Raw genomic sequence first — 26,616 nt, forward strand, 5'->3', positions numbered from 1 at the left:
ATACTTTATTTCATTTTTTGAAGTAACTGGATCCGATAATCTTCACTTTCCAGTGCAGCTATATCATCGACTTCTTGATCAGTTAAAGGCACTGGGGTTCCAGCAGCACGTGCACTCAAATAGATTTTGGCACTTTCTTCGACAACTTGAGTGCGGTAGTATGCCTCACGAAGATTTCTACCTGTTGTCACCAGACCGTGATTACCTAGCAGAATCGAACTTGCTTGGACTACCTTCTCTGCTACAGCATCAGCAAGCAAATCCGTTGTTGGAATAATGTAAGGAATATAAGCTGTTCTACCAACGAGCGCTGCTTGATCTGGGAACATAATGGGAAGATTTTGTTCGATTAACGTAAACGCAATACAGTGTGACGGATGCGTATGCACCATGGCACCCATATCAGGGTTCGCACGATATCCATACAAGTGCATGAGCACTTCAGATGAAGGACGAAGCCCAATATCCGTAATCTCTCCTGTAGGAATATCGACTTCAATCCACTGTTCAGGTTCAATCTCTTCAAGTGCAAATCCGCTCGGAGATAAGTACATCTTATCTCCGGTTCTAGCACTGATATTTCCACCTGGACCCACAACGAGTCCATCATTCACGATTTTACGTGCGTATTTACATAGCTCGTTTCGTGTATCTAAGTTTTGCATATGGTTTCTCCTTTTCTCACACCTGTTTATTTATACAGTGGACCGAAATTTTGACATGCGCGGAAATCTGCGCTTTCAGCATGCTCTGTACCAAACATTCCCCATGCTCTAGGACGGAACACTTGCTCAGATGGCACATTGTGCATATTTACTGGAATTCGAAGAATAGATGCCAAGGTAATGAGGTCAGCTCCAATATGTCCGTAGCTGATTACGCCATGGTTCGCTCCCCAGTTGTTCATTACTTCATATACGCTTGTAAAAGCTCCCTGACCTGTGAGGTTTGGTACAAACCAAGTTGTAGGCCATGTCGGATCAGTACGCTTATCTAGCGTGTCATGTACATGCTCTGGAAGTTCAACGGAGTACCCCTCAGCTATCTGAAGCACAGGGCCAAGACCTTTAACCAGATTCAGACGGGACATCGTCATTGGCATACCGCCACGAGTCAGGTAATCCGTTGAGAATCCGCCGCCTCTGAAGTATTCTACAGAAGCCGGTCTCCACTGCGAAGCCTTTAATGTCTTCTCAACTTCTTCGTCCGTAATTTCCCAGAAAGGCTTCATCGCAGGCTTACCATCACGCTCCTGCTCCCCTGTCCCATCAAGTGTTGCAGAACCAGAGTTGATCAGGTGAAGGATTCCACCTTCTGCTGCACCTTCAAGCTTATAGCCTGTAACGCGTTCAACCGAAGCGGGACTCCAGTACGTTCTAACATCTGCAAAGATTTGAGCCGTGTTTGTTAGCAAATATCCGAATAACATATTCACACCGTTCAAACTATCGTTCTCTGTAGCAACGATGTACGGTGAACGTTTACCATTCCAATCAAAAGATGAATTTAGCATGGTTTCCAGGAAATCACCGTTCGGAGCATGGTCCGTCCATTGTCTTTGTCCTTGGAATCCAGAAGCAATCGCGTTATGGCCTTGCGCCTCTTCTTCGAATCCAAGTTCAGCAAGACGTGGGTTTCCGATCATGAGGTCACGTGTGATCAGTGTCATTTTTACAACCGTTTCCCACTCTAGATCTTTACGCTCACGACTGGACTGCAAGTGTTCAGGGTTGTTATCCGGTCCTTCTGTACAGCTTTCTTTAACCCATTTAAGAGCCGTTTCATATTCCTCAGGATCATAGATTCCTTCTTCCAAACGACGTGTAAATTCACTCATATCAACATACTCGTTACGCATGCCAAGGTATTCTTGGAAGAACGAATCATTTACGATCGAACCTGCGATCCCCATGGATACGGAACCCATTGACAAGTAAGATTTCCCACGAATATAGGCAGCAGATAGACCACTTCTTGCAAAACGAAGCAACTTCTCCTGAACATCATCTGGAATAACGCTATCTCCTTCATCTTGAACGTCTTCACCATATATACCGAACGCAGGAAGACCCTTCTGAGCATGGGCAGACAATACAGCTGCCAAGTATACTGCACCTGGGCGACCTGTCCCGTTAAAACCCCATACAGCCTTCGGCAGGGATGGATCTGTATCCATCGTTTCTGTACCGTAACACCAGCAAGGAGTAACGGTAATTGTCAAACCAACCTCGGAGTTTTTGAACTTTTTCGCAGCCGCTGCGGCTTCTGCCACGCCTCCGATGCAGGTATCGGCGATAACACACTCTACCGGTTCTCCGTTTGGATAACGCAGGCTATCAGATAGCAGCTTTGCAACCGATTTTGCCAAATTCATCGTTTGATCTTCGAGTGATTCACGAACGCCTTTTCTTCTACCATCAATCGTCGGCCGAATGCCTATTTTCGGAAATCCATCTTTCCATCTGTAATCGCTTTCAATCATGATCTATTACCTCCTTGGATTTCTATCATTAATTCTATTCTAAAGAGGTTTATTACATGAGATAACCCACTATATTGTTATATCTTAATTACAAGACAGCAATAAGAGTGAAGATTATTATATAATGAAGCTATCATAGGATTTTGGAGGAACATCAGGTGCCAAAAATCGAAATACCTTACAGCAAAAGTGATCAATTCAGTTTCAAGCGCAATCCAGAGCTTCTATTTGCAGGTCAGGTTGTAGATGAGTCTTTTTTCTACGGACCTCCGCAAATTCATGACTACTGCGAGATTATTTATATCGTTGAAGGAAGCGGCGAGTTTATTATTGGAGGCAAAACCTACGAGCTTCACCAAGGTGATGTCGCTATATATAATCCGGGTGTACCTCATGAAGAACATTTTAGAGCGTCAGGGCCATTCAAAGTCATATACTGCGGAGTAGATCATCTTCATATTGATGGTGTTCCACAAGGTATGCTGCTTCCTCCTTATGTTGATCCCGTTATATCTTGTGAGAAGTATGCTTATAAAGTTGAGAGCTATCTATCTGAGATCCTTCAAGAGTGTGATTCACAAGTTCTAGGTTACGAGACGTTAAGTACGAATCTACTTATGTCCTTGATTACGGTCATCTACCGAATTGTCGATGTAAAACATCAATTTCAAGAACTCAAAGGCAAGAATGAAATCGCACTTCGCACCAAGCAATTCATTGATAAAAACTATACACAGAGCATCAGCCTGAAAGATATTGCAGATACACTTTATGTTAGCCAGCATCATTTGTCCCATCTCTTCAAAAAAGAGCTTGGCGACTCTCCGTTCAATTACTTAATTTCTCGTAGAATTGAGGAAGCGAAGAGACTCCTTGCGAAATCCACTATCCCCGTGCATGAAGTAGCTTCGAAGGTCGGTTATGGGAATGAGAAATACTTCTCCATGTTATTTAAGAAGGTGACCGGGCAGACTCCGAGCTCATTTAGAGATCAAGAACGAAGCCTACCATCAGGGTAGTTCACTCGACAAATTGAAGAAGCCGACTACAAGGAGGTTAATATCCTCTTCGAGCGGCTTCTTCTTTTTAATTCATATCTACTTATTCATAGATTACAGCTTTGATCTCATCACTATCGATATTGTTCTTATCATACCAGTAAAATCCAGTATCGATAACCGGCTCGATCTTCTCGCCTTTGATCGCTGCTACAGCTGCCTTGACCGTTTCATAACCAATACCAACTGGATTTTGAGTAATCGCTCCCGCCATGCTTCCATTTTTAATCGCGTCAATTTGTTGTTTACCTGAGTCGAATCCGACCACTGTAATTTGCCCTTCTTTCTTCATCTCAGCAACCGCATTAATAACACCAATAGCTGAACCTTCATTAGCTCCAAAGAACCCCTTTAGATCTGGATGCGCTTGCATGATCGCTTTTGCAAGGTCTGTGGATTTCAAGTGGTCTCCGCCACCATATTGAATATCTACGATTTGAATATTTGGATACTTGTCTTCAATCTGTTTCTTAAATCCTTCTCTGCGGCTAACTCCCGTTACACTCGTCTGATCATGTACGATCATAGCGATCTTACCTTCATTACCGATTAGTTCTGCCATTTTGTCAGCTGCTAGAGCTGATGCTGCTAAATTGTCCGTAGAAGCTGTTGCCAGAGGAATATCGCTATCTACACCCGAGTCGAACGCGATAACCGGAATATTGTTCTCTTTCGCTTTCTTCAGCAGTGGAATGGAAGCTTGGCTGTCAAGCGCAGCGAATCCAATCGCACTTGGTTTTTTATCGAGCGCAGCCTGAAGCATTTCAATCTGCTTATCCACTTGAGATTCGGTTTCTGGTCCTTCAAAAGTAATCTTCACATTAAACTCTTTCCCCGCTTGCTCTGCACCCGATTTTACCGCTTGCCAGAATTGGTGCTGGAATCCCTTGGAGATGATCGGGATATAAATTTCACCTTCAGCTTTCGTACCTGTTTCTGATTCATTTGGACTCGGTGTGTCACCGCCGTTTGCTCCATTCTTTGAAGAACCACATCCAGCAAGCAGACTTGTAGTCAACATAAATACCATGGCCAATATGGATAACTTTTTCATCATTCATTCTCCCCTTGTTTATGAAATAGTTACAATCTATAGAACTTCCTTCAGGAAGTGTCTACCTCAGTCATTGAATGGGTAGGGCAAAGAATAAGCATAAAAGAACTATGCTACGCTTTACGACGTCGAAGGATATCTGCATAAACGGCTAAGATGATAACGATACCTACCACAACGGTCTGCCACTCTTGAGGAACGGATAGAATACGAAGACCATTAGTAAGCACACTCATAATCAATGCCCCGATGACCGTTCCAACAATCGTACCTTTGCCTCCACTTAGTGAAGTACCACCTATAACAACCGCTGCAATAGCTTCAAGCTCGTATCCTGCACCTAATGCAGGATTCGCTGAATTAAGACGCGAAGCCATAAGTACCCCTGCAAGTCCGGTAAAAGCTCCAGTTAGGGTATAAATGACGAGTTTCCAGTAGTTAACGTTAACCCCGGATAAGCGAGTTGCCTCTTCATTGCTGCCGAGTGCAAAATTGTATCGACCAATAATCGTCTTTGACAAAATAATGTAACCGAGAAACGCAGCGATAAAGAAAATCAAGACCGCATTCGGAATATCAAATCCTGGAATGATCGATCCCAGTATCGAACCTTGTGCCACTTCCATAAAGATTTCGTCATCATTAAAATAAATGGGTTTCGCTCCTGAGATCACGAGAGCCAACCCTTTGGCAATCATCATCATGGCAAGTGTCGCAATAAACGGTGGAATCTTCAGCTTAGCGACAGCTGTCCCTGAGATCAGACCACAGAGAGCACCGGTTAATATTCCTCCAAGAATACCAAGTGGGACAGGTACATCCCAGAATGTAATGAATACACCTGTCATCACCGCACTTAAGGTCATTACTGTACCGACAGAAAGATCAATTCCTCCAGTGATAATGACGAATGTGGAACCGAGTGCTAGAACACCAATAACAGCGGTTGAGAATAAAATACCGACAATGTTAGAGAACTGAAAAAAATTGCCTGATGATAGCGAAAATGTAACGATGAGTACAATTAAGCTGGCGAGTGCCAGTACTTGCTGAATTGCTCCTGATTTCGATCGCAGTTTGATGTTCATTCCATATCATCCTCCTGACGTGCATTATTCGGTTACATTACATTCTTAAAGTCGCCAAGTGCATGATTTTCTCCTGCGTGGCCTCTTGGTAATCGAGCTCACCTGTAATACGCCCTTCGCACATCACGAGGATCCGATGGCTCATACGAAGTATTTCCGGTAACTCTGACGATATCATAATGATGGATTTACCCTGCTCTGTCAGATCATTAAGTAGTTTATAGATCTCACTCTTGGCCCCCACATCAATCCCTCTGGTTGGCTCATCGAAGATAAGAATGTCACAATCGCGAGTTAGCCATTTCCCAATCACAACCTTCTGCTGATTCCCACCTGAGAGAAATTTCACCTCTTGATCGATATGCGGGGTCTTTACCTTGAGCTTGTCGACTATTTCCTGAGTTGTTCGTCTGATCTTGGAGGATTGAATAAATCCAGCAAATTTAAATTTTCGATAAGAAGCAATCACAACATTGGATTTCACGTCTAGATCGACCACACAGCCGAATCTCTTACGATCCTCTGACAAGTATCCAATACCTTGTCGTACCGCGTCGTGAGGTTCTTTAATTGTGACTTTACGATGATGAATCCGAATTTCTCCTGATTGTATTTTGTCTGCTCCAAATATGGCTCTAGCGAGCTCGGTCCTCCCTGCTCCTACCAATCCAGCTATTCCAAGAATTTCACCTTTCTTGAGCTTGAAGTGAATATCATGAAGAACCCTATTTCGATTCAGTCCAATGACCTCAAGCACGGTTTCGCTATTGGTGCGAGCATTCTCCGGTTTCGAAGAATCATAGATTTGTCTGCCAACCATCATCGTTATGATCTGCTGGTTCGTAACCTCAGATGTAAAGACGGTATCGATATAATGACCATCTCTCATCACTGTAATTCGATCTGTAATCTGCTTAATTTCATCCATCCGATGAGAAATGTACACAATTCCAACACCCTGCTTGCGAAGTTGATTTATAATCCGGAATAGATCGGCAATCTCCGTTTCACTTAAAGCTGCTGTCGGTTCATCCATCACTAACACCTCGGAGTTAAAAGACAACGCCTTGGCGATTTCCACCATTTGCTGCTTAGCGACGGTTAAATCCGCCACAAGCGTAGAAGGGTCCAGATCAAGATCCATTAATTCGAAGAGCTGAAGCACTTTGCGATTCAACTCCTTCTCATCCAAGAACAATCCAAAGCCTTTCTTCGGTTCACGTCCCATAAAAATATTCTGTGCAACACTCAAATCTTGAGAAAGATTCAATTCTTGATGAATCATTCCTATACCAGCATCCTGAGCGGCTTTAGGACTCAAAATTTCAATAGGCTTACCTTTATATACAATGGTACCTACATCCTTCTGATAAACACCCGTGAGAACTTTCATTAATGTGGATTTGCCTGCACCGTTCTCACCCATTAATGCATGAACCTCACCCTTTAACAATTCAAATCGGCAATCGCTTAGCGCCTGTACACCAGGAAAGCTCTTTTCGATGCCAGTCATGGATACGAGTACTTCTCCCAAGCTTCTCACCTCTTTACACGAAGTCTGTGTGATTAATTGTATAAGTCGTGCTCAATGGAAGGAATGGAATATTCTCTTCTCCATGTTGAAAATTCCACTAAAAATTAAAATATCTTACTGGTTTAGAGAATAAAAAAACTACTCTTCCACAAAGGGAAAGAGTAGTTTTTGATTTTCTTCTGTGTACATATTATCTTTATGGATAACAACAGAATCTGTATATATCTCAGGCGGGACCTTATCTCCGTTCAGAACGGACAATGCGGTTTTTACACCGAGGTAACCTATGCTAAAAGGCTTCTGAACGACCGTTGATTGAAGCACACCTGCTTCTAGCAACTTCACCTCGGCAATGGAGCTGTCGAATCCAACAAGCTTCACTTTACCCATAAGACCAAGCTCTTGAATAGCTCTCCCGGCACCAACAGTTGAAGGTTCATTAAGTCCAACAATGCCATCGAGATCCAGGCGCTTTTGAAGCAATTCCTTCGTAATGTTGTAAGCCGTCTCTTCCATCCCTTCACTGTAATAAGTTCCAACAATTTCGGTTCCTTTACGATAACTGAGGATGCTACGAACTCCTTGTTCCCGCTCTATCTGTGTTGACGTTCCTTGAACATAACTAATAATTGCAACCTTGGCATTAGGTGGTAGAAGTTCTGCCATTTCTCTACCTGCCTTCTCACCAGCATCGATATTATCCGTAGATATTAGACTTTCTGCATAATCGCCATTAATATCGGAATCAATCATGATCAGTGGGATGCCTGCTTTTCTGATCTTCTGCGCAGTAGGTACAAGACGGTTATAATCACCAGCAGCCATCACGATTGCATCCGGATTCTCTTGAATGGCTTGTTCGATCATCGAGATTTGTAGATCAACCTCGATCTCTTTAGGTGGGCCTATCACTGATGCTTGAACGTCAAATTCTTTAGAAGCTGTCTGAACCCCATCGGTTAATACTCGCCAGAACTCAATCTCCTCCGTAGCTTTCAATACAACAATAATCTTCTTGGGTCCTGCTGAAAATCCTTTTATCCATAATGCATTTAAGGAAAAGCCCACCAAGATCATCGCTATAAATGCTAGAACAATGTAACGTAATTTGAACATTCTGATCAGGCTAACTCCTCCTCCTTACTGCCCTGTTCATCAAAATGAATTGCAGGAATAGTCACAATCGCTGTCGTCCCCTCATTCAGGACACTTTTATAGGACAATCCATATTTTGAACCGAAGTATAACTGAATACGCTGATGAACATTTGCGATCCCAACCCCTACCTTAGTCGTATTATGTGAATCTGATGGATAAAGGATCGTTCGGATGGTCTCCTCATCCATACCAATACCATCATCTATAACCCGAAGCTCAATATCATGACCGATTCGAACTCCATGAATATGAATCATACCTCTTCCTCGCTTGTTCTTAACCCCATGATAGATCGCATTTTCTACAAGGGGTTGAAGTAGAACCTTAAGCGTCATATACCTTTTGAGTGATGAATCAATATGGACCGTAAATTCGATCTTATCCTGATACCTCATCTGCTGGATTTTGAGATAGCTTGTAATGTGTTCAATTTCAGTTGCTAAAGGTATCAGCTCTTGGCCTTTGCTCAGTGATGCCCGGAATAATTTAGCTAGCGCTGATGTCATCAGAATAACCTCGTCATGCTTCTTACCCTCAGCCATCCAAATGATTGAATCGAGTGTGTTATAGAGAAAATGCGGATTGATCTGGGCTTGAAGGGCATTTAGCTCACTCTTGCGTTTGAACTCTTGTTCAACAACGATTTGATTCATCAATTCTTTGATCTTCATCATCATCAGATTAAAACTACGGGCCAAGCTGGATATTTCCTTCGAATGTCCAACTGGAACACGGATATCGAAGTTTCCTTTTTCCACCTCGTTCATATTCTCCTGCAATCTCTTTATCGGCCTTGTCAGATTCCGAGATATGAGATAAGAGACCATCACACCTACTCCTAAACAGAACAAGCCAGCTACTGCAAAAGAGAGCTTCATTTTCTTTTTGTTCTCAACCAGCGCATTCTCATAAAACACTCCGACAATTTTCCAACCGAATCCCGAATCCTTAACGGTGTATATCCGGCTTACACCATCCTCTTGAGTAACAAATCCACCGCTTGGCTCTTGAAGTACTCGTTCAATCTGCTCTGTCTTCAAATTGCTATAAAGAAGCTGTTGTTGTGGATGGTACACAATATTACCTTCCCGATCCACTACAAATACATAGCCTCTATTCCCAAGGTCCAACTGATTTAACATATCATTAATGACTTTAAAATTAAGATCTATGAGCAGAATACCAAGTCCTTGTGAACGATCTATCCCGCGCAGTTCACGGCTTAGCGAGACTACCCATTGGTATTCATCTTTAATCACAGGTTGCACATGGGATGAAGAAATCACGGCCTGCCCAGCTGCCTTCTGTGCCTGCTGGTACCAAGACTGCTCTGCTGGTGGACTGTTCGGATTTAACTGAACACCGCGCCGATCTGAAATAAATGTCCCATTGTAGCCGAATATATTAACCGATGTAATATCTTTTCTAGAGACTAGAATAGAGTGGAAATACTCCGATATTTTGGACTCTAGCGATGACAAATCTTTCGGTGAAAGGGATTGGGCATACGCCAAGTATTCTCTCACGTCCGGATTATTCATTGCTGTCAAGGAGATATCCTTCATGCCTGTAATATAAGTCTGTATATTGGCGTTTACTTGATTGATTAATTCGGCGGTGTAACTCTCGGCCGTTTCTCGCACAGCCGATTCTGACAATCGGTAGGAAATGAATATTAACAGTAATGCCGTCAACAGAACAAGCAAGACAAAGGTGCCTGCTATTCTAGATTGGATACTTTTGATTTTCGTATTACGCCACATCATCATGCACCGTCTGCCATCATCTTCTGGCGGTAGTCAGTCGGTGTATCCCCTGTATTTTTCTTAAAGAGCACACTGAAATACTGAGCATCCTGATAACCTGTTTTCATAGCAATCTCATAAGTTTTGAGAGTAGAATGCTTTAACAGCTCCTTAGCCTTTTCCATTCGAATACGGGTTACAAATTCTACAAAAGTCTTTCCCGTATGGATCTTAAATAAAGAACTGAAATAGCTTGCACTCATAAAAATCCGGCTGCACACCGTTGTTACGGAAAGCCCTGGATCATCGTAATGGTTGTGGATAAATTGTACCGCTTCTGACATCTGATGACGCGAAATATCCTTACGTGTCTCGACGACTCCTTGGATGGCCTTCTTACACATATCCTTGAGCCAGTATTCTATCTCTTCCAATGAACGAAAAGAGTACAACTCTGTTAATAGACGAGTTTCCTTCCCAAGTAAATCTTTCTCACTACAGCCGATTTCGAGCAAAGCCTGAAGTACAGCCAGCATCGTCCTCAGCACTCGAATGTAGCACTGCTCAATGGATATCGATGCATGCTTAAGTTCTCCGATTAACCGACGGATCGAATGATCAACATCTCCTTGTGTACCTGTCTTTATAGCAGATATAAGGGCATTCTCCGCATTTGTTCCGTCATATAGTGGCATTGAACTTCTATTCTCTAGATCTAATATGCTTACAACTTGATCACTACCCATTAACAGACGATATTCCAGCGCCGCTACGGAAGCTTGGCAAGAGTGTCTGAGATCTTTCAGTTCACGACAGATCGTTCCCACACCAACCGTTACCGTAAAGGACAGATAGCGTTTAACGGAACTGCGAATGGCCTCGGCTATTTCTTGAGCATGTGTATATATCGCCTCTTCTCCCGTTCCGGTTAATACAGTAATCACCTTATTCCCTTTATAACGAAAAACAGCAGAAGCGGGTTCATCGCTCATAATTTCTTGAATAATATTGTAAACAGCAAAAGCATACAGCTCATTATCGGTACCATGGTCATCAGGACGCAGTTCATCCATATCTGTGGCTATAGCTACAAATAAAGGACCGGTCAGTGCAATATCGAAGTATGCCATTTTACTCGTGATTTCCCATTCGCTCAGTGCTGAGGATGCTAGACGTTCAAGAAACCTCTCTTTGAGCAGCGGAAGACTCTCGTTTAACTGTTGTTTCAATTGATTAAGATGTTCCTGATTTCCACGCTCTTCATCCATTTCGACTTTTAATTTATCCAGTATCTCACGGAGTTCTGCTGATGTAACCGGTTTCAAAATAAAATCTGTCACTTGTAGTTTCACTGCTTGCTGTGCGTATTCAAAATCATCATATCCCGTCAAAATTATGATCTTCGTGCGTGGATACAGCTCCACTATGCGACGGGAGAGTTCCAGTCCATCCATAAAAGGCATATAAATATCAGTTAATACAACATCTGGTCGAAGACTAGCAACGACTTCTAATGCCTCTTGTCCATTCTCACTGACACCCACACATACAAAGCCATGTTCTTCCCATTGAATACGATCCCTGATTCCTTCTCGGACAATGGGTTCATCATCCACTATGATGATCTTATACAATTGAAACGCCCCCAACCAACCTAATAATATAATGTACGGATGAGCATGTTACCTGATTACTCCCTGCAAATCATGAGAAGATTCCCATTTGGATCTTTAATAACAAACCATTGATTATTCTCGATCGTCGTCACGACATCAACTTCTGTTTCCACAGCGTAGGCGAATGCTGCTTCCAAATCATGCGTAAGCAGCATAAATGCAGGCGTTGTAATGTGTGGTGCTCCACCCAGTTCCTCTCCTCCCCACATGGGCATTGTGTCTAAGATGAGTCCGGTTCCTTGCATAGGGAGAGGACATAAATGTCCATTCAAAATTTCACAATCCATTACATTTAGCCCAAAGAGCTGGCAATACCACAGGCGAGATTCCTCAAGGTCTCGAACCGGTACAAAGACACTACCTATTTTGTTTTGAATCGGGCTCTGCAATATAGAGCAGTTTGTGTCACTATCGTAGCGCTTCATCATAATCCCTCCAAATTGAACTATTATTGTATTTAAGATAAAAAAAACCGGATAACCTGATTACAGGCCTCCGGGTACGATCATGATGAAATATGTTTAAAAGTATGGTGCGTGCTTAATAGAAACAACGCCTATTCTCTCGAATTTCGTCTGGCATCCTAAACGATAACCATCGTCAATCTCTTCAGGATCCAGTCTATTCTCTTCCGCTTCATTCGCAGCGGACATATGCTCCATTCCTTCACTTATATGACAACGACAGCGAGCGCAAGTCCCCCTTTTGCAAAAAGAGTTCCAATCGACCTCATTCCGTTCTGCAAGTTCGAGAATCGTCATACCGACAACCGGAGCAACATCCTGCTCGGTGTTCCTTCCTCGTAACAGTACAAGCTTCTCTTCTGTACTTGCTTGTATACTAGGAGTGGATGCCTCGGAAGCTTCAAGAACAGATTCTTTCTTCTCCCGACCTTTCCAAAATTTAAACACGCTGTACTTCCCTCCTCAAACAGATAGACTAAACTTATGTAATTAGGGAATTTGGCAGAAGATGCTTATGGAGCAATCTCTTGATTTCAAAAATATCATTCAGTTCTGTAATTTCTCTGCCCGTATATTTCTCATAAATCGCTCTTACAAAATTCGCGCCAAAATCATGCATCAGCGTTCCTGCAAATAATCGATCAATAAACTCATTATACTTCATCCCCAACCCCTTAATAAACTCAAAAATGCCTTCGATATCACTTTGCAATAACTCAAATATAATTGGAGGAAACTCATATTCAACCGGTGCAATTGTACTATCAGCGAAATCAATAATATAGAGCTGTCCAATCGAATTGATCAGTACATTGTCACCTGTTAGATCACCATGCACATGAACATAAGTTTGAATCTTATACTCTCTTAGATAATCATTAATTTGCTTGCCTACTTCGGGTGCTACAATATGCCATCTCTCGTTATGTAATGCTCTATTTATAATGAATTCACGACTAAACTCTTCATCAGGACGAATATTCAACTTCGATAAATTATGCTGCATCTCTTCGATGAACTGTTTCTTTTTTTCGAGAGTTAATTGAGTGAAGACATCGCCAGCACTTTCCCCTTCAATATAATCCATAATGAGGTATTTGAATGCATACTTATCCTCTAACGTGCCCGCAGCAACAATGGATGGTGTACGAATCCCTTGCTGGATGGCTCTTTGCATTGCTGTTTGTTCAGCTCTATAATCTAAGTCTGTATCTAAACCCGATTCTAATGGGGCAACAATCTTAATGACATAATCCCCTGTTTTGAACACCGCGTTGGTTCCTGGCTTCAAGTGAGAGATATGCTCTGCTCCAGTCAGTTGTTCTCTTGCAAATATTTCTTCGATTAATAGCCTGAAATCTTCTATGGACTGATAAACAGCTCCCCAGGAATGCCAGTTGTTAATTTCTCTTCGAAATAAGTAAGACATAACGAATAATCCCCCATGTTCATCACTTTGAAATACGATCATATATTTAAAAAGCCCGCGATATTAATCGCGGGCTTTGATTCATTATTAATTAATAGTTCCTACCATCTGAACATAATTCTCTTGACTGATCACGCGGCGTGCAGTTACATAACGAGTCTTATAGTAAGATTCAGACAATTTACTGATTCTTACACCCTTACTTGTTGATGCGTGAGCAAATTGATCATTTCCGACATAAATTCCTGCATGAGAGACTCCACGACCACTTGTATTAAAGAATACCAAATCTCCCATTCGAAGGTCTTCTTGATCAACATGAGTCCCCGCTTTGGCTTGTGCAGCTGATGTACGAGGTAAATCTAGATCATATTGATTCATTATGTACAGAATAAATCCTGAGCAGTCAAATCCACTTTCCGTTGTTCCACCCCATTTATACGGAGTTCCAACCAACTGTGTTACTTGACTTTGAAGCTTTGGCATATCAGCGTATGCTGTGAAGGCGCCAGAAGAAAAAATAAGTGCAGACCCTAGTAATGATATAATGACTTTCTTCAAAACACTTTCTCCCTTCGGTGCCTACGGAGTTAGCTAAGGGTTCGGCTGAAGGTCTCCTATATTCCCTCTATTGCAAGAATAATTCACCCGGATCGGTTCCCCCGTTTTCAAAAACGAAATTCGGCAAAATTCATTAATATTTTGTAACCCTATCATACTGTAATATATTTTGGCTAGATATGTCAATGATATGAGTGACAAAAATGTAATTTCTTCCTCTACTTATTCCTTCTCTCACTATCATTCCCCTATTATTTACCTATCCGTAAACGGTTGGACTATACCAGATGATATTTCAAATGAAGACATCAAAAAAGCAACCGGAAAAATCCGGCTGCTTTTATTCCTACTATTCGACTCTACTAATCTCGTTTAAGCTGCCATAGCTCGGCATGCATCAGCACATCTGAAACATGCCTCAGCGCAGCGCTGGCAGTGTTCATGATCATGCTTTTTGCATTCATTGCCGCATCTCTCACACATCTCTGCACATGCCTCGCAGATTTGTTTGACATAAGAGCTATTAATAGACATTGCATGTGCTGCAAAGGCACATAAATCTGCACACTCCCGATCTAGGCGGATACACTCCTTCATCATTTCCATATGTTCTTCTTCCAGACAAGCGGAATAACAGTGGTTACAAGCTTGCATACAACGTAGACATTCATCAATACATTTCTGCATTTGTTCATGTGACATAGGTAGTTCTCCCTTCAGAATCGAATTTCACCTTTTGCAAAACGAGGCTACCTCTTATTAAACAGAATTTGTGTGGTTTCTGTGTAGAATGGCTATATACTCACAAAATTTTCACAAAATACATCACAATCGAGCTTTCATTGACTAGTCGTTTCAACTTCTTTAAACTGAACTGAACAAGAAAATCGGCAATCAAGAAACATGTATAGAGGTGACTTATGATTAGAGAGATATTTGAAAGCAAAATGGCAACCATCATCGACCCCAATCTAAAACTTCCTTTGATTCAGATTGGATACATCCGAGATGTCATGTTGAAGGAAGACAAAGCTGCACTGACCCTGATCGCTACCGAACAAGATCAGACACAAGGCGTAACAGAAACCCAGAAACAACAGATCGAAGAGCTGCTTCGTACCATAGGAGTATTAAGTATACATATAAGAATAAAGACAGTATCCGAAGAGGAGAAACAACACATATCCATTAGAGCACTGGAGATGCAACAATCACAGACAAAATCAGCAGCAAGACCTGCAGCTCCGAATCCCTTTCCAGTGAGCCCCATGGTTAAAGCTGGGGTGAAATTCATCGCCATTGCTAGTGGCAAAGGAGGCGTTGGTAAATCTACTGTGACTCTGAATCTCGCAAAAGCTTTGCATAAAGTCGGTAAAAGAGTCGGCATTATTGATGCTGATATTTATGGCTTCAGTATACCTGACATGATGGGGATCCATGAGAAGCCTGAACCTACGAATAGTCGTCCCACACCACTGCAACGAGATGGAATCCAAGTGATCTCTACAGGTTTTTTTGTCAAAGGTAATGATCCTGTCTTGTGGCGTGGCCCTCGGCTTGGAAGAATGCTCTCTAGCTTTTTGAACGATGTAATGTGGGGTCCTCTGGATTACATGCTTATCGATCTTCCCCCGGGGACTGGTGATATTGCCCTAGCTATCCATCAGATGCTCCCAGAGTGCTCTGAAATTATCGTTACGACACCGCAATCCACAGCTACAGTTGTTGCAGAACGTGCAGGAATGATGGCACTCCAGACCCATCACCACATTATTGGGGTTATTGAGAATATGTCTTACTATGAAGATCCGACCGGAAATAAACATTATATCTTTGGTAAAGGCGGCGGTTCAAAGTTAGCAGAACAGCTAAATACCTCCGTGCTCGCTCAGGTTCCGATCATCCCGGATGAACAACAATCCACGAATCCTGATCTTCTGAAGCAAATCTACGATGATATAGCTATTCATGTTGTTCAGACGCTTTCATAATGATTGTAAATTAAAAACACCCTTCCCTATAGGTGAGCTGAAAGTAACTCTGCACCTATGAGGAAGGGTGTTTATTTAAGTATTAGCTTCATTTGTTCTTATAGTATTCTACAGCCTTTTCGTAATAAGGCTTCTCTTCTTCCGGCAAATCATCGATATAAAATACTGCTGTCACGGGACAAGCTGCTTCACAAGCGCCACAGGAAATACAAATATCCGGGTCAATGTAGAATTGATCTTCTCCTTCTTCAATGCAATCAACTGGACATACGTCGACACATTCACCAGCTTTTTCATCTATACAAGCTGAGCCAATAACATACATGGATTAATCCCCTCTTTTCACTAATCTACTCTAAGCTACCTCATTTAATCATACATCAAAACTAGAAAAAGTAGGACAAGAAATATCCTCACAAGGACTTTTTAAACAAAAACATATAATAATTATGTGAAACATTTGTTGCTTTGTCAATTCATTTTAGGAAAGATCTTCTATTCTAATCCTCCGTTAGTACTTATACGCTGGAATTATATAGATGTTTGAATTCAACAAAACTCTTGGGGAGCGTGAATGATAAATGGGACTATTTACTAATGACTTGTTAACAGACAAAGTTATATTAATTACCGGTGGTGCCACAGGACTTGGTCGCGCTATGGGTGAGAAGTTTTTAGAGCTGGGAGCTAAACTTGCGATCTGTGGCCGCCGCGAAGAAGTACTGAAGAATGCAGCAGAAGAAATGAGTCCCTTGGGACACGACGTCTATTATAGAAGCTGTGATGTACGTGATCCCCTTCAAGTCCACGCGCTTATCGATGCTGTAGAAAGTCACTATGGTGGCATAGATATTCTCGTGAATAACGCTGCCGGCAACTTCATCAGCCCCACAGAACGACTATCTTCACGAGCTGTCGATGCAGTACTCAACATTGTACTTCACGGGACTTTTTATACAACCCTGGAAGTCGGTAAGCGTTGGATTGAGAGAGGTTCATCTGGAACCATGCTTAATATCGTGACAACCTATGCTTCAACGGGTTCCGGTTATGTTGTACCATCCGCGGCAGCTAAGGCTGGGGTACTGGCGATCACCCGTTCACTTGCCGTAGAATGGGCCCCCTACGGTATACGTCAAGTTGCCATTGCCCCTGGTCCGTTTCCAACAGAAGGTGCATGGTCTCGGTTGGCTCCTACTCCAGAGTTTGAACAGAAGATGATTGACCGCGTTCCACTCGGGCGTGTTGGCAATAAGGATGAATTGTCCAATCTGGCAGCCTTCCTAATATCTGATTACGCAGCCTACATTAATGGCGACGTTATTACAATCGATGGCGGTGAGTGGCTTCAAGGTGCTGGACAATTTAATGATCTTGGTGAGTTAACCTCTGAACAGTGGGATGAGCTTACTGCATTAACCCGGCGAGGGAAGTAACCGGATTGGTATCCATGGTTAAAGTTAGGTTGAAGTTCGTGTTAAATACCTAAACACAAAACACCCTCTTCTGTGTACCTATTAAGCCCTGTACACGGAAGAGGATGCATATAAGAGTATTACACAATAAACATGAGTCTGCTCTATTCGAACTGATCCACAAGCAGTGCATAGACAATTCCAGGTCCATGGACACCAATCGTCAAGTCGTTCTCTATATCCGCAGAACGGCTAGGACCCGAGATAAAATGGATACCCGCTGGAAGACTCTCTCTTCCAACTTCATCAAAGTTCACTAATATTTCTCCAAGACGAGTCTTTAAGCGTTCTATCGGAATAATGACGATGAGTACTGTAGGAAGCAAACTAACAGATCGACCTTTATCCGGCGAGGACATGACAACCATCGATCCGGTATACGCGGCAGCATGATCCGCCACAACGAGTCCGAAGTCAGCTTCTGCTGCTGTTGAGCGCCAGTCTGTTTCAGGATTGTCATTCCATACGGAGATATTGATTTGAGGAAGTGCACCTTCCAGATTAAGTTCTGAGAGCTCCTTTTGATTTTGCCTTAAAATCCGACTAGCACTCATATCTCCTGCTTTCGTCGTAATGAATTGCTTCACTTGGTCCATGCCCGCTACATGCACAACATAACCACCTGCAGCTTCCATGTTCGATGTGAAATGTTGAATCCGCTCTTGGGGTGACCAGCTAAACTCATTCCAGAATTCGGGAGCGCCGCGGAAAGGCTGTTCCGGCTTCTTAAGCACACGTGGTCTGTTCAACTTAGCAGCAATTCTATTCATAAGCGCTTCCTGTTTCTTCTTCGACTGTGACTCTAGATCTGCAAGCCATTCCTGATGAGATTGCTGTTTAGTCATGGCGTCCCCCTCCCGTCTCCCGATCCTTCATGATCTGCTTCAGCCTATTCTCCATTCCTTCATCCATTTCCTTAACACCATTACGGATTTCCTGCTCCAGTGTCGGCCACTTATCTCGGAAAGATTCCTTCGGCAAGCTCGGAGTAACACGGTATGAGTTCCATCCTTTTAACGGGCCGAGTTTCGTACGGATCTCGCCACCACGAACAACTAACTTCTGTCCAATCTTCCCAAGTCTGATCACAGCTTTATAGCGCTTAGAATTGCCCATGATGGCTGCAAATCCACTCATTCCTGCTCCTTCAAGCTTATTGCCTCTGCCAGCCTCAACCTTACGCCGGCGCAAGGAGACAAGCATATCGTGTAGAGGGATTTTTACAGGGCAAGCTTCATAACAAGCACCACATAAACTTGACGCATTCGCAATGTCATCCCATTCCGCTACATTCTTCTTAAGAGCAGGTGTAAGTACCGCTCCTATAGGTCCACTGTAAGTTCCGCCATACGCATGTCCTCCGATCTGACGATAGACCGGGCAAGCATTTAAACAAGCTCCACAGCGAATACAATTCAGAAGCTCCTGAAACTCCGGATCTCCAAGTTGCAAGGAACGACCATTGTCGATAATAATGATATGCATTTCCTCAGGACCGTCTCCGTCACGTTCTCTACGTGGTCCTGAAATACCGGACATATAAACCGTCAGTTTCTGCCCTGTAGCCGAACGAGGAAGTAAAGTCGCCATCACTTCGAGATCGGTCCAAGACGGAATAATCCGTTCCATCCCCATCAGTGTAATCTGTGTCTTCGGAAGTGTCGTTACCATACGAGCATTACCTTCGTTCTCGAACAATACCATTGAACCTGTTTCGGCAATAGCAAAGTTACAACCGGTCATACCTATATCCGCATCCAAAAACTTTTCTCTTAGCTTGTTCCGAACAAATCCAGCTAATATCGAAGTATCCGGTGGCAATGTCTCTCCGGCCTCCTTCGATAACAAATCTGCAATCTGGTAACGGTTTTTGTGAATGGCAGGAATGATAATATGCGACGGAGTTTCGTCTGCTAGCTGTATTATATACTCTCCTAGATCGGTCTCTACGGCTTCCACCCCAATGGACTCGAGTGCTTTATTCAGATGCAGCTCCTCAGAAACCATCGATTTCGATTTCACAACGGATTTAGCAGAGTTCCACTCAGCAATCTGAAGAGAAAGATTCACGGCTTCTTCAGCCGTATCTGCAAAATGGACATGAACTCCATTCGCGCGGGCATTATCTGCAAAAAGATTCAAGTAATAGTCAAGATTCGCAATCGTATGGAGCCGGATTTGACGTCCACGTTCACGCCATGTATCCCAGTTGCCATGATCTGCGGATGCTTGAAGCTTCCCGCTTCGCAATCTCTCTGTCGTAAACCGTACCGCACTTCGTAGAAAATCATTGTTCAAGGCCAGGCTGGAGCGTTGTTTTACACTCATCTTTTTGATCTCCGTTGTGCTCATGCCTCTTTCACCCCTTCATAGAGAAGCTCGGCTAAATGCATGACCTGTACCTTCTCACCACGGTATCTCAGGTTACCCGCAATATTCATCAGGCATGCCATATCAAGGCCAACCAATACGGAAGCTTCGGTCTCAATGACATGATCTACCTTCTCTGTAACCATTGCTCCTGAAATATCCGCCATTTTCACAGCGAACGTACCACCAAATCCGCAGCAGTCTTCTGCTAAAGGAAGCGGTACGAACTCCAGACCCTTAACTTGCTGAAGCAGCTCCATCGGTTCATCCTTTACACCAAGCAAACGGCTGCCGTGACAGGATGGATGATAAGTTACTTTTTGAGCGAATGTAGCGCCGATATCTGTTACACCGAGAACCTTAACGAGGAACTGAGTAAATTCATAAGTTTTCTTTTGTAAATCTTCAGCTTTCATTAAATAGATAGGATCATCTTTAAATAAGTCTGGGTAGTGATGAATCATGTATGTGCATGAACCTGAGGGAGACACGACAAAGTCACTGTCCTCAAAAGCATCCAAAATGGTCTTGGCGGTTGTCCGTGCCTCATTCCAATAGCCGCTATTGTAAGCAGGCTGTCCGCAGCAGGTCTGAATGTCTGGAAATTCAAGTTTAACGCCATAACGGGCTAATAGCCGAACCATCGCTTCAGATACCCGTGGGAATAAAGCATCACTTAAACAGGTTACAAATAAGGATATTTTCATAAGTAGCACCCCACTTACTATTCAGTTAGTCATAAGCTGGCAGATTATACAGAGATCATTCTGATTCCACGCTTTATAAAAGGTTCCGCTTCGGTTGTCGCAAGACGCTGATCTGTAATAATGGTATTCACACGCTCAAGATCCGCCACTTTAGTGAAAGCTTGAACGCCGAATTTACTCGCATCTGCAAGAAGAATGACCTGATCCGCCATCCCGATCATTTTGTGTTTAATTCTCGCCTGCAGCTCATTGGATTCGCTTAACCCTCTCTCGACGTGAACACCTTTGAAGGAAAGAAATGCTTTATCCACATGATAGGAGTCCAGAGAACGCTCTGCTAAAGGACCTACAAACGACAAAGAACGATGAGCCAATATACCACCAGTGGAGATGACTTCAATCTTCTCCTTGCCACTTAATTCAGCCGCGACTTTAATCGAATTCGTCAGCACCGTTAGAGGGTAATCTGGAATCAGTCGTGCCATATACCAAGCAGTCGAGCTCGCATCGAGTAAAATCCGCTGATGAGGTTCGATCTGTTTCACAGCTTCCTCGGCAATGCGCTGCTTCTCTTCGGCATGCATAATTTCTCGTTCAGTAAAAGGAATCTCCGGTTGCGAACGCCAAGAAAACGGTTGATCTTTCACACTAACCGCGCCTCCATGGGACCGGCGAAGACGTCCTGAATCCTCAAGCCGATCTAAATCCCGGCGGATCGTTTCCTCCGTTACACCACAAAGCTCGCTCAGTTCGGTTACCCGGATACTTCCTCTTTCATTGACCAACTGCACAATTTTCTCATAACGTTCAGCAACCAGCATAAATCTCTTCATCCTTACTATTGTATTTTTGAAGTCAAATTCAAGATTTGACGAATATTTCGTAAGCTTCAGCCTACCTTGCCACTTATTCCGGCTCATTTACCTTAACCTCAAATGATTCACAGATCAACCGTCTGGCCTTTGAAATTCGTCCAACCTTTTCTTCTCAAAAGAGACGCTTCAAACTCCGCTATAATAACCGTGTCCAAAGCGTCTCTCTCCTATTATTCATTTATTGTATTACAGAGTTAATTCTGTTTTTAACGGGTAAATGCAGCAGGTACACCACCGTCAATGGTGAGCATACATCCTGTCGTTTTTTCCGAACGCGATGACGCGAAGAATGCGATTCCTTCTGCGATATCTCTTGGATAGATGTTTACTAATAGTGTTGTCCGCTTACGGTAATACTCTTCAAGCTGATCCGGTTCAATACCATAAGCGGCTGCACGCTCATTGCGCCAATTGGAATTCCAAATCGCAGAACCTTGCAAAATCGCATCCGGAAGGACCGTATTCACCCGAATACCATACTGTCCACCTTCAGCCGCAATACAACGTGCCAAGTGTGCTTCCAGTGCCTTCACAGAGCTATAAGCTGAGGCATTCTTGCCAGCATACACAGAGTTCTTCGAACCCACAAATACCATACTGCCCCCGATACTTTGCTGTTTCATGATCTTAAACGCTTCACGAGCAACCAGGAAGTAACCTGTTCCAAGAACATTCATGTTCAGATTCCATTCTTTAAGTGTTGTTTCATCAAAAGGACTGGAAGTTGCAAGACCAGCATTGTTCACGATGATATCAACACCGCCATAAGTAAGTGAAGTAGCTTGATAAGCAGCATACACCGCTTCTTCATCCGTTACATCCATCTTCACAGCGATCGCACGGTTTTCACCGTATGTCTCATTAATCTCTGCAGCCACCTTCTCTGCACCTTCAAGGTTCAGGTCTGCAAGGACAACATGTGCTCCTTCAGAAACGAGTCGACGTGCGGTTTCACTGCCAATTCCACCTGCTCCTCCAGTAATAAAAGCTACCTGACGGGAGAATTCAGCTTCCTTCGGAGCCAAAGTTAACTTATAAAGCTCTAATGGCCAATACTCTACGTTATAAGATTCGTTCTCACTCAGAGATACGAATTGACCGAGTGCTGTTGCCCCGCGCATAACAGCAATTGCCCGATGATAAAGCGCACCACTTACTTTAGAATTTGACCAGCTTTTGCCGGAGTTAATCATCCCAACACCCGGAATCAAAATAACACGAGGAGCGGCTTCAAACATTACATCTCCTTCATGCTTGTTACGGTCAAAATAAGCTTTGTATTGTTCTTTATATGAAGCAATACCTTCTTGCAGTTTCACTTTAAGTCCTTCAATATCATTTGCATTAGGTGTCCAGTCAATAAAAAGAGGGACCATTTTGGTATGTACCAGGTGATCTGGGCAAGCCGCTCCAACCTGTGAAAGCTCTGCTGAATTTTTACCACCGACAAAATCCAGCACATCTGCCTCGTCATCAAAGGAAAGGATCATCTTCTTCACATCACTTACCGCACCACGAACCAAAGGCATCACTTCTGCGGCAATTCGATGACGTACATCAGCAGGTAGCGCTTCATGTTTCACACCACCAAATAATTGATCTTGCTTAAATTTACTTTCAATAAAACTTTCCGCTTCACTGATGATTTTGATCGTTTGAGCATAGCACTCCTCAGAAGTTTCACCCCAGGTTACAAGGCCGTGCTTCTCCATTAATACCAGTTCAGCATTCGGATTACTTCGAACACCTTCAGCGATCATCTTGGATAGCGTAAATCCAGGTCGTACATAAGGAACCCAAACGAAACGGTCACCAAAGATCTCCTTCGCTAGCTCCTTACCGTTGTCCGCACAGCAAAGACTGATGATGGAGTCGGGATGGGTATGGTCCACATGTTTAAAAGGAAGAAACGCATGCAACAATGTTTCAATCGAAGCTCTTGGATCTTTGGCATCAATCATACAATTCGCGAGATATGCTACCATCTCTTCATCTGGCATTTGATCGCGCTCGAACAATGGTCTAATATCATCCATTCGAAGTCCTGTAAAATTGCCTGCTTTCATAGAAGCAAGATCAGACCCACTTCCCTTAACATACATCACTTCCACATCACGGCCGCGGAAATCTTTTACGATGGTTTTGCTTGATGTATTTCCTCCGCCCCAATTGCACACGCGGCGATCTGAACCAATAATATTAGAGCGGTATACAAGTTCATCTAGCGTGTTGTTCGCTTGAGCTGCCTCTGTATTGTTCCATAAACTTTGAACCATGAATGAATCTCCCTTCGGATGCGTTAATTTGGATTTGTAACGAAATATTCACAATGTATTTGAAAACATAATAACATGCCCGTTTACTTTTGAATAGGTGTTATTCAAAAATAAACGGGCTATAAGTTGATCGTATATTTCGTTTTTTTTGTTAACGAATAGCTTTATTCTAAGTGAAATGCTTCTTTAAGATCTTGGATCTTAGCCTCATCGATATGCTGTACAGGTCCCAAAATAAAAGTATCTATTAATGCTTTGGCACTGTACTCTGCCACTTCGAGCCGATCAAATGCGTTAAGCAAGGATGAGCCGGTTACGATGACGCAGTCATTCTCCGCAATGGCAAGTGGAGTATCCTTTTTGAAATAAGCTGCGGCCTGTTCAGCTTGATGAACGACCATACCAAACGGAAGTTTCGGCATTTCTCTAAGCAAGATATAACTTTCCGGAATCGTACGTGAATCGAATGATGTATCTGTCACAGCAAATGCCATAATGTTAGGTGGATGCGCAATAATAATGGACTTCACATGGGGTTGTGTCTTATAGATAAGCTCATGGAACTCCACCGAACGACTCGGTATTTTACCTGCCTCATATTTTCCTTGTTCAACTCGAACTAAATCTTTGGGTTGCAAATACTTCCTGTCATCCCCATAAGGCGTAATCACGAAGGAGCCATCTGACATTCGCTGCGAGAATGTTCCTTGTGTGCTGATGAATAATCTTTGGTCATACGCTCTAGAGATAAGCATACACATTTCTCTTCGTATTTCGCGTTCCTCGGTTGTATATTCTCCCGGTTGAAACTCACTCATTGTTACTTGAGGCTTATCTCGGCTAACCATCTGCAGTGTGATCGGCGTACCGATCCGATGAGCATTAATTTCTAATCTCGCGCAGTATTCCAACGTCTCAAACGCACGGAAGGCTTCAAATAAATTGTTCCCACCTACAACCACACCGTGATTCTCAAGCATGACACTATTCATACCTTTAGCGAACTCTGCCGCGATATTCTCACCAAGCTTTTCACTTCCTGGAAGCGCATATTCAGCCATTCCTACGTCGCCCACAATAAGTTCTTCATTCGGAAGCAGCTTCGTGTTTGGAATTTTCCGAACGATACTAAACGATACTAACGCAGGAGGATGAGCATGCACTACGGCTTTTAAATCTGGACGTGTGCGGTAAATTAAACGATGAAACGGAAATTCGCTTGAAGGTTTATGGTGACCGTTCACCGTTCCATCTAATTTTACACACACGATATCTGTTCGTGTTAAGGCTCCCTTATCCACTCCAGCGGGCGTGATCCATATATCCCCGTTCTCATCTTTAATGGACAGATTCCCTCCAGACGTCGTGGTCATTCCATAGCTGTAGATCCGTTCCATCATCATTAATAATTGATCAGCCGGATGAAGCATTTCTGTTTGCATGTTCAGCGCCTCCAATTAACAAAAGATTTCAAATAAATCCAGTATTTGTTTTCTTTTGTTTTTTTGTTTTTAAGTTTACTTCAAGGAATTGTATTCGCCAATGATGAATCGCACTCACTAATCCTTTTCTATGTATATGAATCATAAAAAAAGCAGCCCTGAATAGAGCTGCTTCATACTTATTCTATCTATAATATTAAATGAATAAAAAAGGCACTAAGAATAATAATGCAATCGAAGTCCAAGCTAAGGCAGCCCCAGGGTAACCAAACCCGCCTCCGTATCCATATCCGTAACCAAATCCAGGTCCAAAGGCCGAGGTTTCTGCCTTCTTCACCATAGACTTCAGTTGTTTTTTCGCCTTGTCTGGCTTTGTTGACATTATATTAGCGCTTGGATACGCTTCTTCAAACTCCAGTCCTTTGTCACTTACACCTCTAATAGTTCCAGTTATTTGTGTACCATCATGAAGCACTGCGCAAACCTGACGACCTATATAAGGCTTGCAAGTATCTGCTGAAAGTGGATAAATGTTATGCACCGCTCATCCTCCTCACCCGTTGAATTGATTCATTTTATTCCAATGGGTGAGTTCCTGTCAGATACAAACGTCTACTTTTTATAGATTACTTCAACTTATTAGCTGTATTATTTCGATTTTTCATAGGCTTTCACCATAATGCTATGATCAATGGCCCCTTGAAACCGGTCTGTAATAATTCCTTGCTTATTAAGAACATAAGTCGTAGGATATGCAACGATCTTGTACTTATCCGTCACCTCTCCCTGAAGATCATATACCATTGGAAATGTTGCCCCTACTTCTTCTAGAAAAGCTCCCGGATCCTCCGCATTCTTCTCCAGATGTGTCATATTCACCGCTAATACAACAGTATCCTTGTCTTGATATTCTTCATAGAAATCCTGCATATATGGCATTTCAATTTTACACGGTGGACACCATGAAGCCCAGAAATTCAAGAGCACAGTCTTTCCTCTGTAATCTGATAGTTGAATTGACTCCCCATCTTTCGTCTGGAGGGAAAACGCTGGTGCCCTATTTCCAACTTTAAGCCCCTCAGGTATCGTTTCATCCACTTCCATATTTCCATTGCTCATCTGCGTTTGAGTTTCGTCTCTCTTGCTGGAATAATCATATATACCCCAAGCAATAAGACCAAGTAATATCAAAATGGCAATTCCATTTTTCTTCACGAGCATCCCCCTTCAT

Annotated in this window: 25 protein-coding genes and 1 riboswitch; of the genes, 3 read left to right on the plus strand and 22 right to left on the minus strand. The window is 42.9% G+C overall.

The window, feature by feature from the left end; all coding sequences use genetic code 11:
• Positions 1-5: 5 nt before the first annotated feature.
• Complete coding sequence (locus tag ACK8P5_RS15030; RefSeq protein WP_422657080.1) at positions 6-665, minus strand: class II aldolase/adducin family protein; 660 nt, start codon at positions 663-665, stop codon at positions 6-8.
• Between the two features lie 26 nt (positions 666-691).
• Complete coding sequence (locus tag ACK8P5_RS15035; protein ID WP_422657081.1) at positions 692-2,482, minus strand: L-fucose isomerase; 1,791 nt, start codon at positions 2,480-2,482, stop codon at positions 692-694.
• A 158-nt stretch (positions 2,483-2,640) separates the two neighbouring features.
• Here ACK8P5_RS15035 and ACK8P5_RS15040 point away from each other — a divergent pair, with 158 nt between their 5' ends.
• Positions 2,641-3,501 carry an AraC family transcriptional regulator gene (locus tag ACK8P5_RS15040; protein WP_422657082.1) on the plus strand — a complete coding sequence of 287 codons (861 nt, stop codon included), beginning with the start codon at positions 2,641-2,643 and terminating at the stop codon, positions 3,499-3,501.
• 82 nt (positions 3,502-3,583) lie between these two features.
• On the opposite strand, the gene ACK8P5_RS15045 is transcribed toward ACK8P5_RS15040, so the two are convergent.
• The 11 genes from ACK8P5_RS15045 to ACK8P5_RS15095 all read right to left on the minus strand — a co-directional run bounded on the left by ACK8P5_RS15045 (position 3,584) and on the right by ACK8P5_RS15095 (position 14,951).
• On the minus strand, positions 3,584-4,594 hold the full coding sequence (locus ACK8P5_RS15045; protein ID WP_422657083.1) for an ABC transporter substrate-binding protein: 1,011 nt from the start codon (positions 4,592-4,594) through the stop codon (positions 3,584-3,586).
• Between the two features lie 113 nt (positions 4,595-4,707).
• The gene (locus ACK8P5_RS15050; protein ID WP_422657084.1) at positions 4,708-5,682 is read right to left on the minus strand and encodes an ABC transporter permease; all 975 of its coding nucleotides are present in this window, start codon (positions 5,680-5,682) and stop codon (positions 4,708-4,710) included.
• Between the two features lie 37 nt (positions 5,683-5,719).
• Positions 5,720-7,216, minus strand: coding sequence for a sugar ABC transporter ATP-binding protein (locus tag ACK8P5_RS15055; RefSeq protein WP_422657085.1), 1,497 nt, complete (start codon positions 7,214-7,216; stop codon positions 5,720-5,722).
• 138 nt (positions 7,217-7,354) lie between these two features.
• Positions 7,355-8,332: a substrate-binding domain-containing protein gene (locus ACK8P5_RS15060; RefSeq protein ID WP_422657086.1), complete on the minus strand. Its 978-nt coding sequence runs from the start codon at positions 8,330-8,332 to the stop codon at positions 7,355-7,357.
• A 5-nt stretch (positions 8,333-8,337) separates the two neighbouring features.
• Positions 8,338-10,143: a sensor histidine kinase gene (locus ACK8P5_RS15065; protein ID WP_422657087.1), complete on the minus strand. Its 1,806-nt coding sequence runs from the start codon at positions 10,141-10,143 to the stop codon at positions 8,338-8,340.
• Entirely contained in the window at positions 10,140-11,753 is a 1,614-nt protein-coding gene (locus ACK8P5_RS15070) for a response regulator (RefSeq protein WP_422657088.1), read from the minus strand. The genes ACK8P5_RS15065 and ACK8P5_RS15070 overlap by 4 nt, the downstream gene beginning before the upstream one ends.
• A 56-nt stretch (positions 11,754-11,809) precedes the next feature.
• Positions 11,810-12,220 (minus strand): VOC family protein, encoded by a 411-nt coding sequence (locus tag ACK8P5_RS15075; RefSeq protein WP_422657089.1) that lies wholly within the window; start codon positions 12,218-12,220, stop codon positions 11,810-11,812.
• A gap of 96 nt (positions 12,221-12,316) precedes the next feature.
• Positions 12,317-12,706, minus strand: coding sequence for a 2Fe-2S iron-sulfur cluster-binding protein (locus tag ACK8P5_RS15080; RefSeq protein ID WP_422657090.1), 390 nt, complete (start codon positions 12,704-12,706; stop codon positions 12,317-12,319).
• 34 nt (positions 12,707-12,740) lie between these two features.
• Positions 12,741-13,688 carry a phosphotransferase family protein gene (locus ACK8P5_RS15085; RefSeq protein ID WP_422657091.1) on the minus strand — a complete coding sequence of 316 codons (948 nt, stop codon included), beginning with the start codon at positions 13,686-13,688 and terminating at the stop codon, positions 12,741-12,743.
• An 87-nt stretch (positions 13,689-13,775) separates the two neighbouring features.
• Positions 13,776-14,249, minus strand: a complete 474-nt coding sequence (locus ACK8P5_RS15090) for a C40 family peptidase (protein ID WP_422657092.1) — start codon at positions 14,247-14,249, stop codon at positions 13,776-13,778.
• Positions 14,250-14,252: 3 nt separating this feature from the next.
• A riboswitch (cyclic di-AMP (ydaO/yuaA leader) is annotated at positions 14,253-14,385 on the minus strand.
• 236 nt (positions 14,386-14,621) lie between these two features.
• On the minus strand, positions 14,622-14,951 hold the full coding sequence (locus ACK8P5_RS15095) for a four-helix bundle copper-binding protein (protein ID WP_422657093.1): 330 nt from the start codon (positions 14,949-14,951) through the stop codon (positions 14,622-14,624).
• Positions 14,952-15,169: 218 nt separating this feature from the next.
• On the opposite strand from ACK8P5_RS15095, the gene ACK8P5_RS15100 reads away from it, so the two are divergent.
• Entirely contained in the window at positions 15,170-16,240 is a 1,071-nt protein-coding gene (locus ACK8P5_RS15100) for a P-loop NTPase (RefSeq protein WP_422657094.1), read from the plus strand.
• Positions 16,241-16,328: 88 nt separating this feature from the next.
• Here the strand turns inward: ACK8P5_RS15100 and ACK8P5_RS15105 are convergent, their stop codons facing one another.
• Positions 16,329-16,565 carry an indolepyruvate ferredoxin oxidoreductase subunit alpha gene (locus ACK8P5_RS15105; protein WP_379246529.1) on the minus strand — a complete coding sequence of 79 codons (237 nt, stop codon included), beginning with the start codon at positions 16,563-16,565 and terminating at the stop codon, positions 16,329-16,331.
• Positions 16,566-16,821: 256 nt separating this feature from the next.
• On the opposite strand from ACK8P5_RS15105, the gene ACK8P5_RS15110 reads away from it, so the two are divergent.
• Positions 16,822-17,676, plus strand: a complete 855-nt coding sequence (locus tag ACK8P5_RS15110; RefSeq protein WP_422657095.1) for an SDR family oxidoreductase — start codon at positions 16,822-16,824, stop codon at positions 17,674-17,676.
• Positions 17,677-17,819: 143 nt separating this feature from the next.
• On the opposite strand, the gene ACK8P5_RS15115 is transcribed toward ACK8P5_RS15110, so the two are convergent.
• The 8 genes from ACK8P5_RS15115 to ACK8P5_RS15150 all read right to left on the minus strand — a co-directional run bounded on the left by ACK8P5_RS15115 (position 17,820) and on the right by ACK8P5_RS15150 (position 26,600).
• Entirely contained in the window at positions 17,820-18,560 is a 741-nt protein-coding gene (locus ACK8P5_RS15115; protein WP_422657096.1) for a LutC/YkgG family protein, read from the minus strand.
• Positions 18,553-20,067 carry a LutB/LldF family L-lactate oxidation iron-sulfur protein gene (locus ACK8P5_RS15120; protein ID WP_422657097.1) on the minus strand — a complete coding sequence of 505 codons (1,515 nt, stop codon included), beginning with the start codon at positions 20,065-20,067 and terminating at the stop codon, positions 18,553-18,555. Before ACK8P5_RS15120 ends, ACK8P5_RS15115 begins: the two co-directional genes overlap by 8 nt.
• The gene (locus tag ACK8P5_RS15125) at positions 20,064-20,792 is read right to left on the minus strand and encodes a (Fe-S)-binding protein (protein WP_422657098.1); all 729 of its coding nucleotides are present in this window, start codon (positions 20,790-20,792) and stop codon (positions 20,064-20,066) included. Before ACK8P5_RS15125 ends, ACK8P5_RS15120 begins: the two co-directional genes overlap by 4 nt.
• Positions 20,793-20,836: 44 nt before the next feature.
• Positions 20,837-21,613 (minus strand): DeoR/GlpR family DNA-binding transcription regulator, encoded by a 777-nt coding sequence (locus ACK8P5_RS15130; protein WP_422661483.1) that lies wholly within the window; start codon positions 21,611-21,613, stop codon positions 20,837-20,839.
• A gap of 260 nt (positions 21,614-21,873) precedes the next feature.
• A complete protein-coding gene (locus tag ACK8P5_RS15135; RefSeq protein ID WP_422657099.1) occupies positions 21,874-23,943 on the minus strand; it encodes a bifunctional aldolase/short-chain dehydrogenase in 2,070 nt (689 codons plus the stop codon).
• 164 nt (positions 23,944-24,107) lie between these two features.
• On the minus strand, positions 24,108-25,385 hold the full coding sequence (locus tag ACK8P5_RS15140) for a class II aldolase/adducin family protein (protein WP_422657100.1): 1,278 nt from the start codon (positions 25,383-25,385) through the stop codon (positions 24,108-24,110).
• Between the two features lie 196 nt (positions 25,386-25,581).
• A complete protein-coding gene (locus ACK8P5_RS15145) occupies positions 25,582-25,926 on the minus strand; it encodes a hypothetical protein (protein WP_422657101.1) in 345 nt (114 codons plus the stop codon).
• 107 nt (positions 25,927-26,033) lie between these two features.
• Positions 26,034-26,600 (minus strand): peroxiredoxin family protein, encoded by a 567-nt coding sequence (locus ACK8P5_RS15150; protein WP_422657102.1) that lies wholly within the window; start codon positions 26,598-26,600, stop codon positions 26,034-26,036.
• Positions 26,601-26,616 lie beyond the last annotated feature (16 nt).

This window comes from Paenibacillus sp. EC2-1, from assembly GCF_049311625.1.
Taxonomy (GTDB): domain Bacteria; phylum Bacillota; class Bacilli; order Paenibacillales; family Paenibacillaceae; genus Paenibacillus_AQ.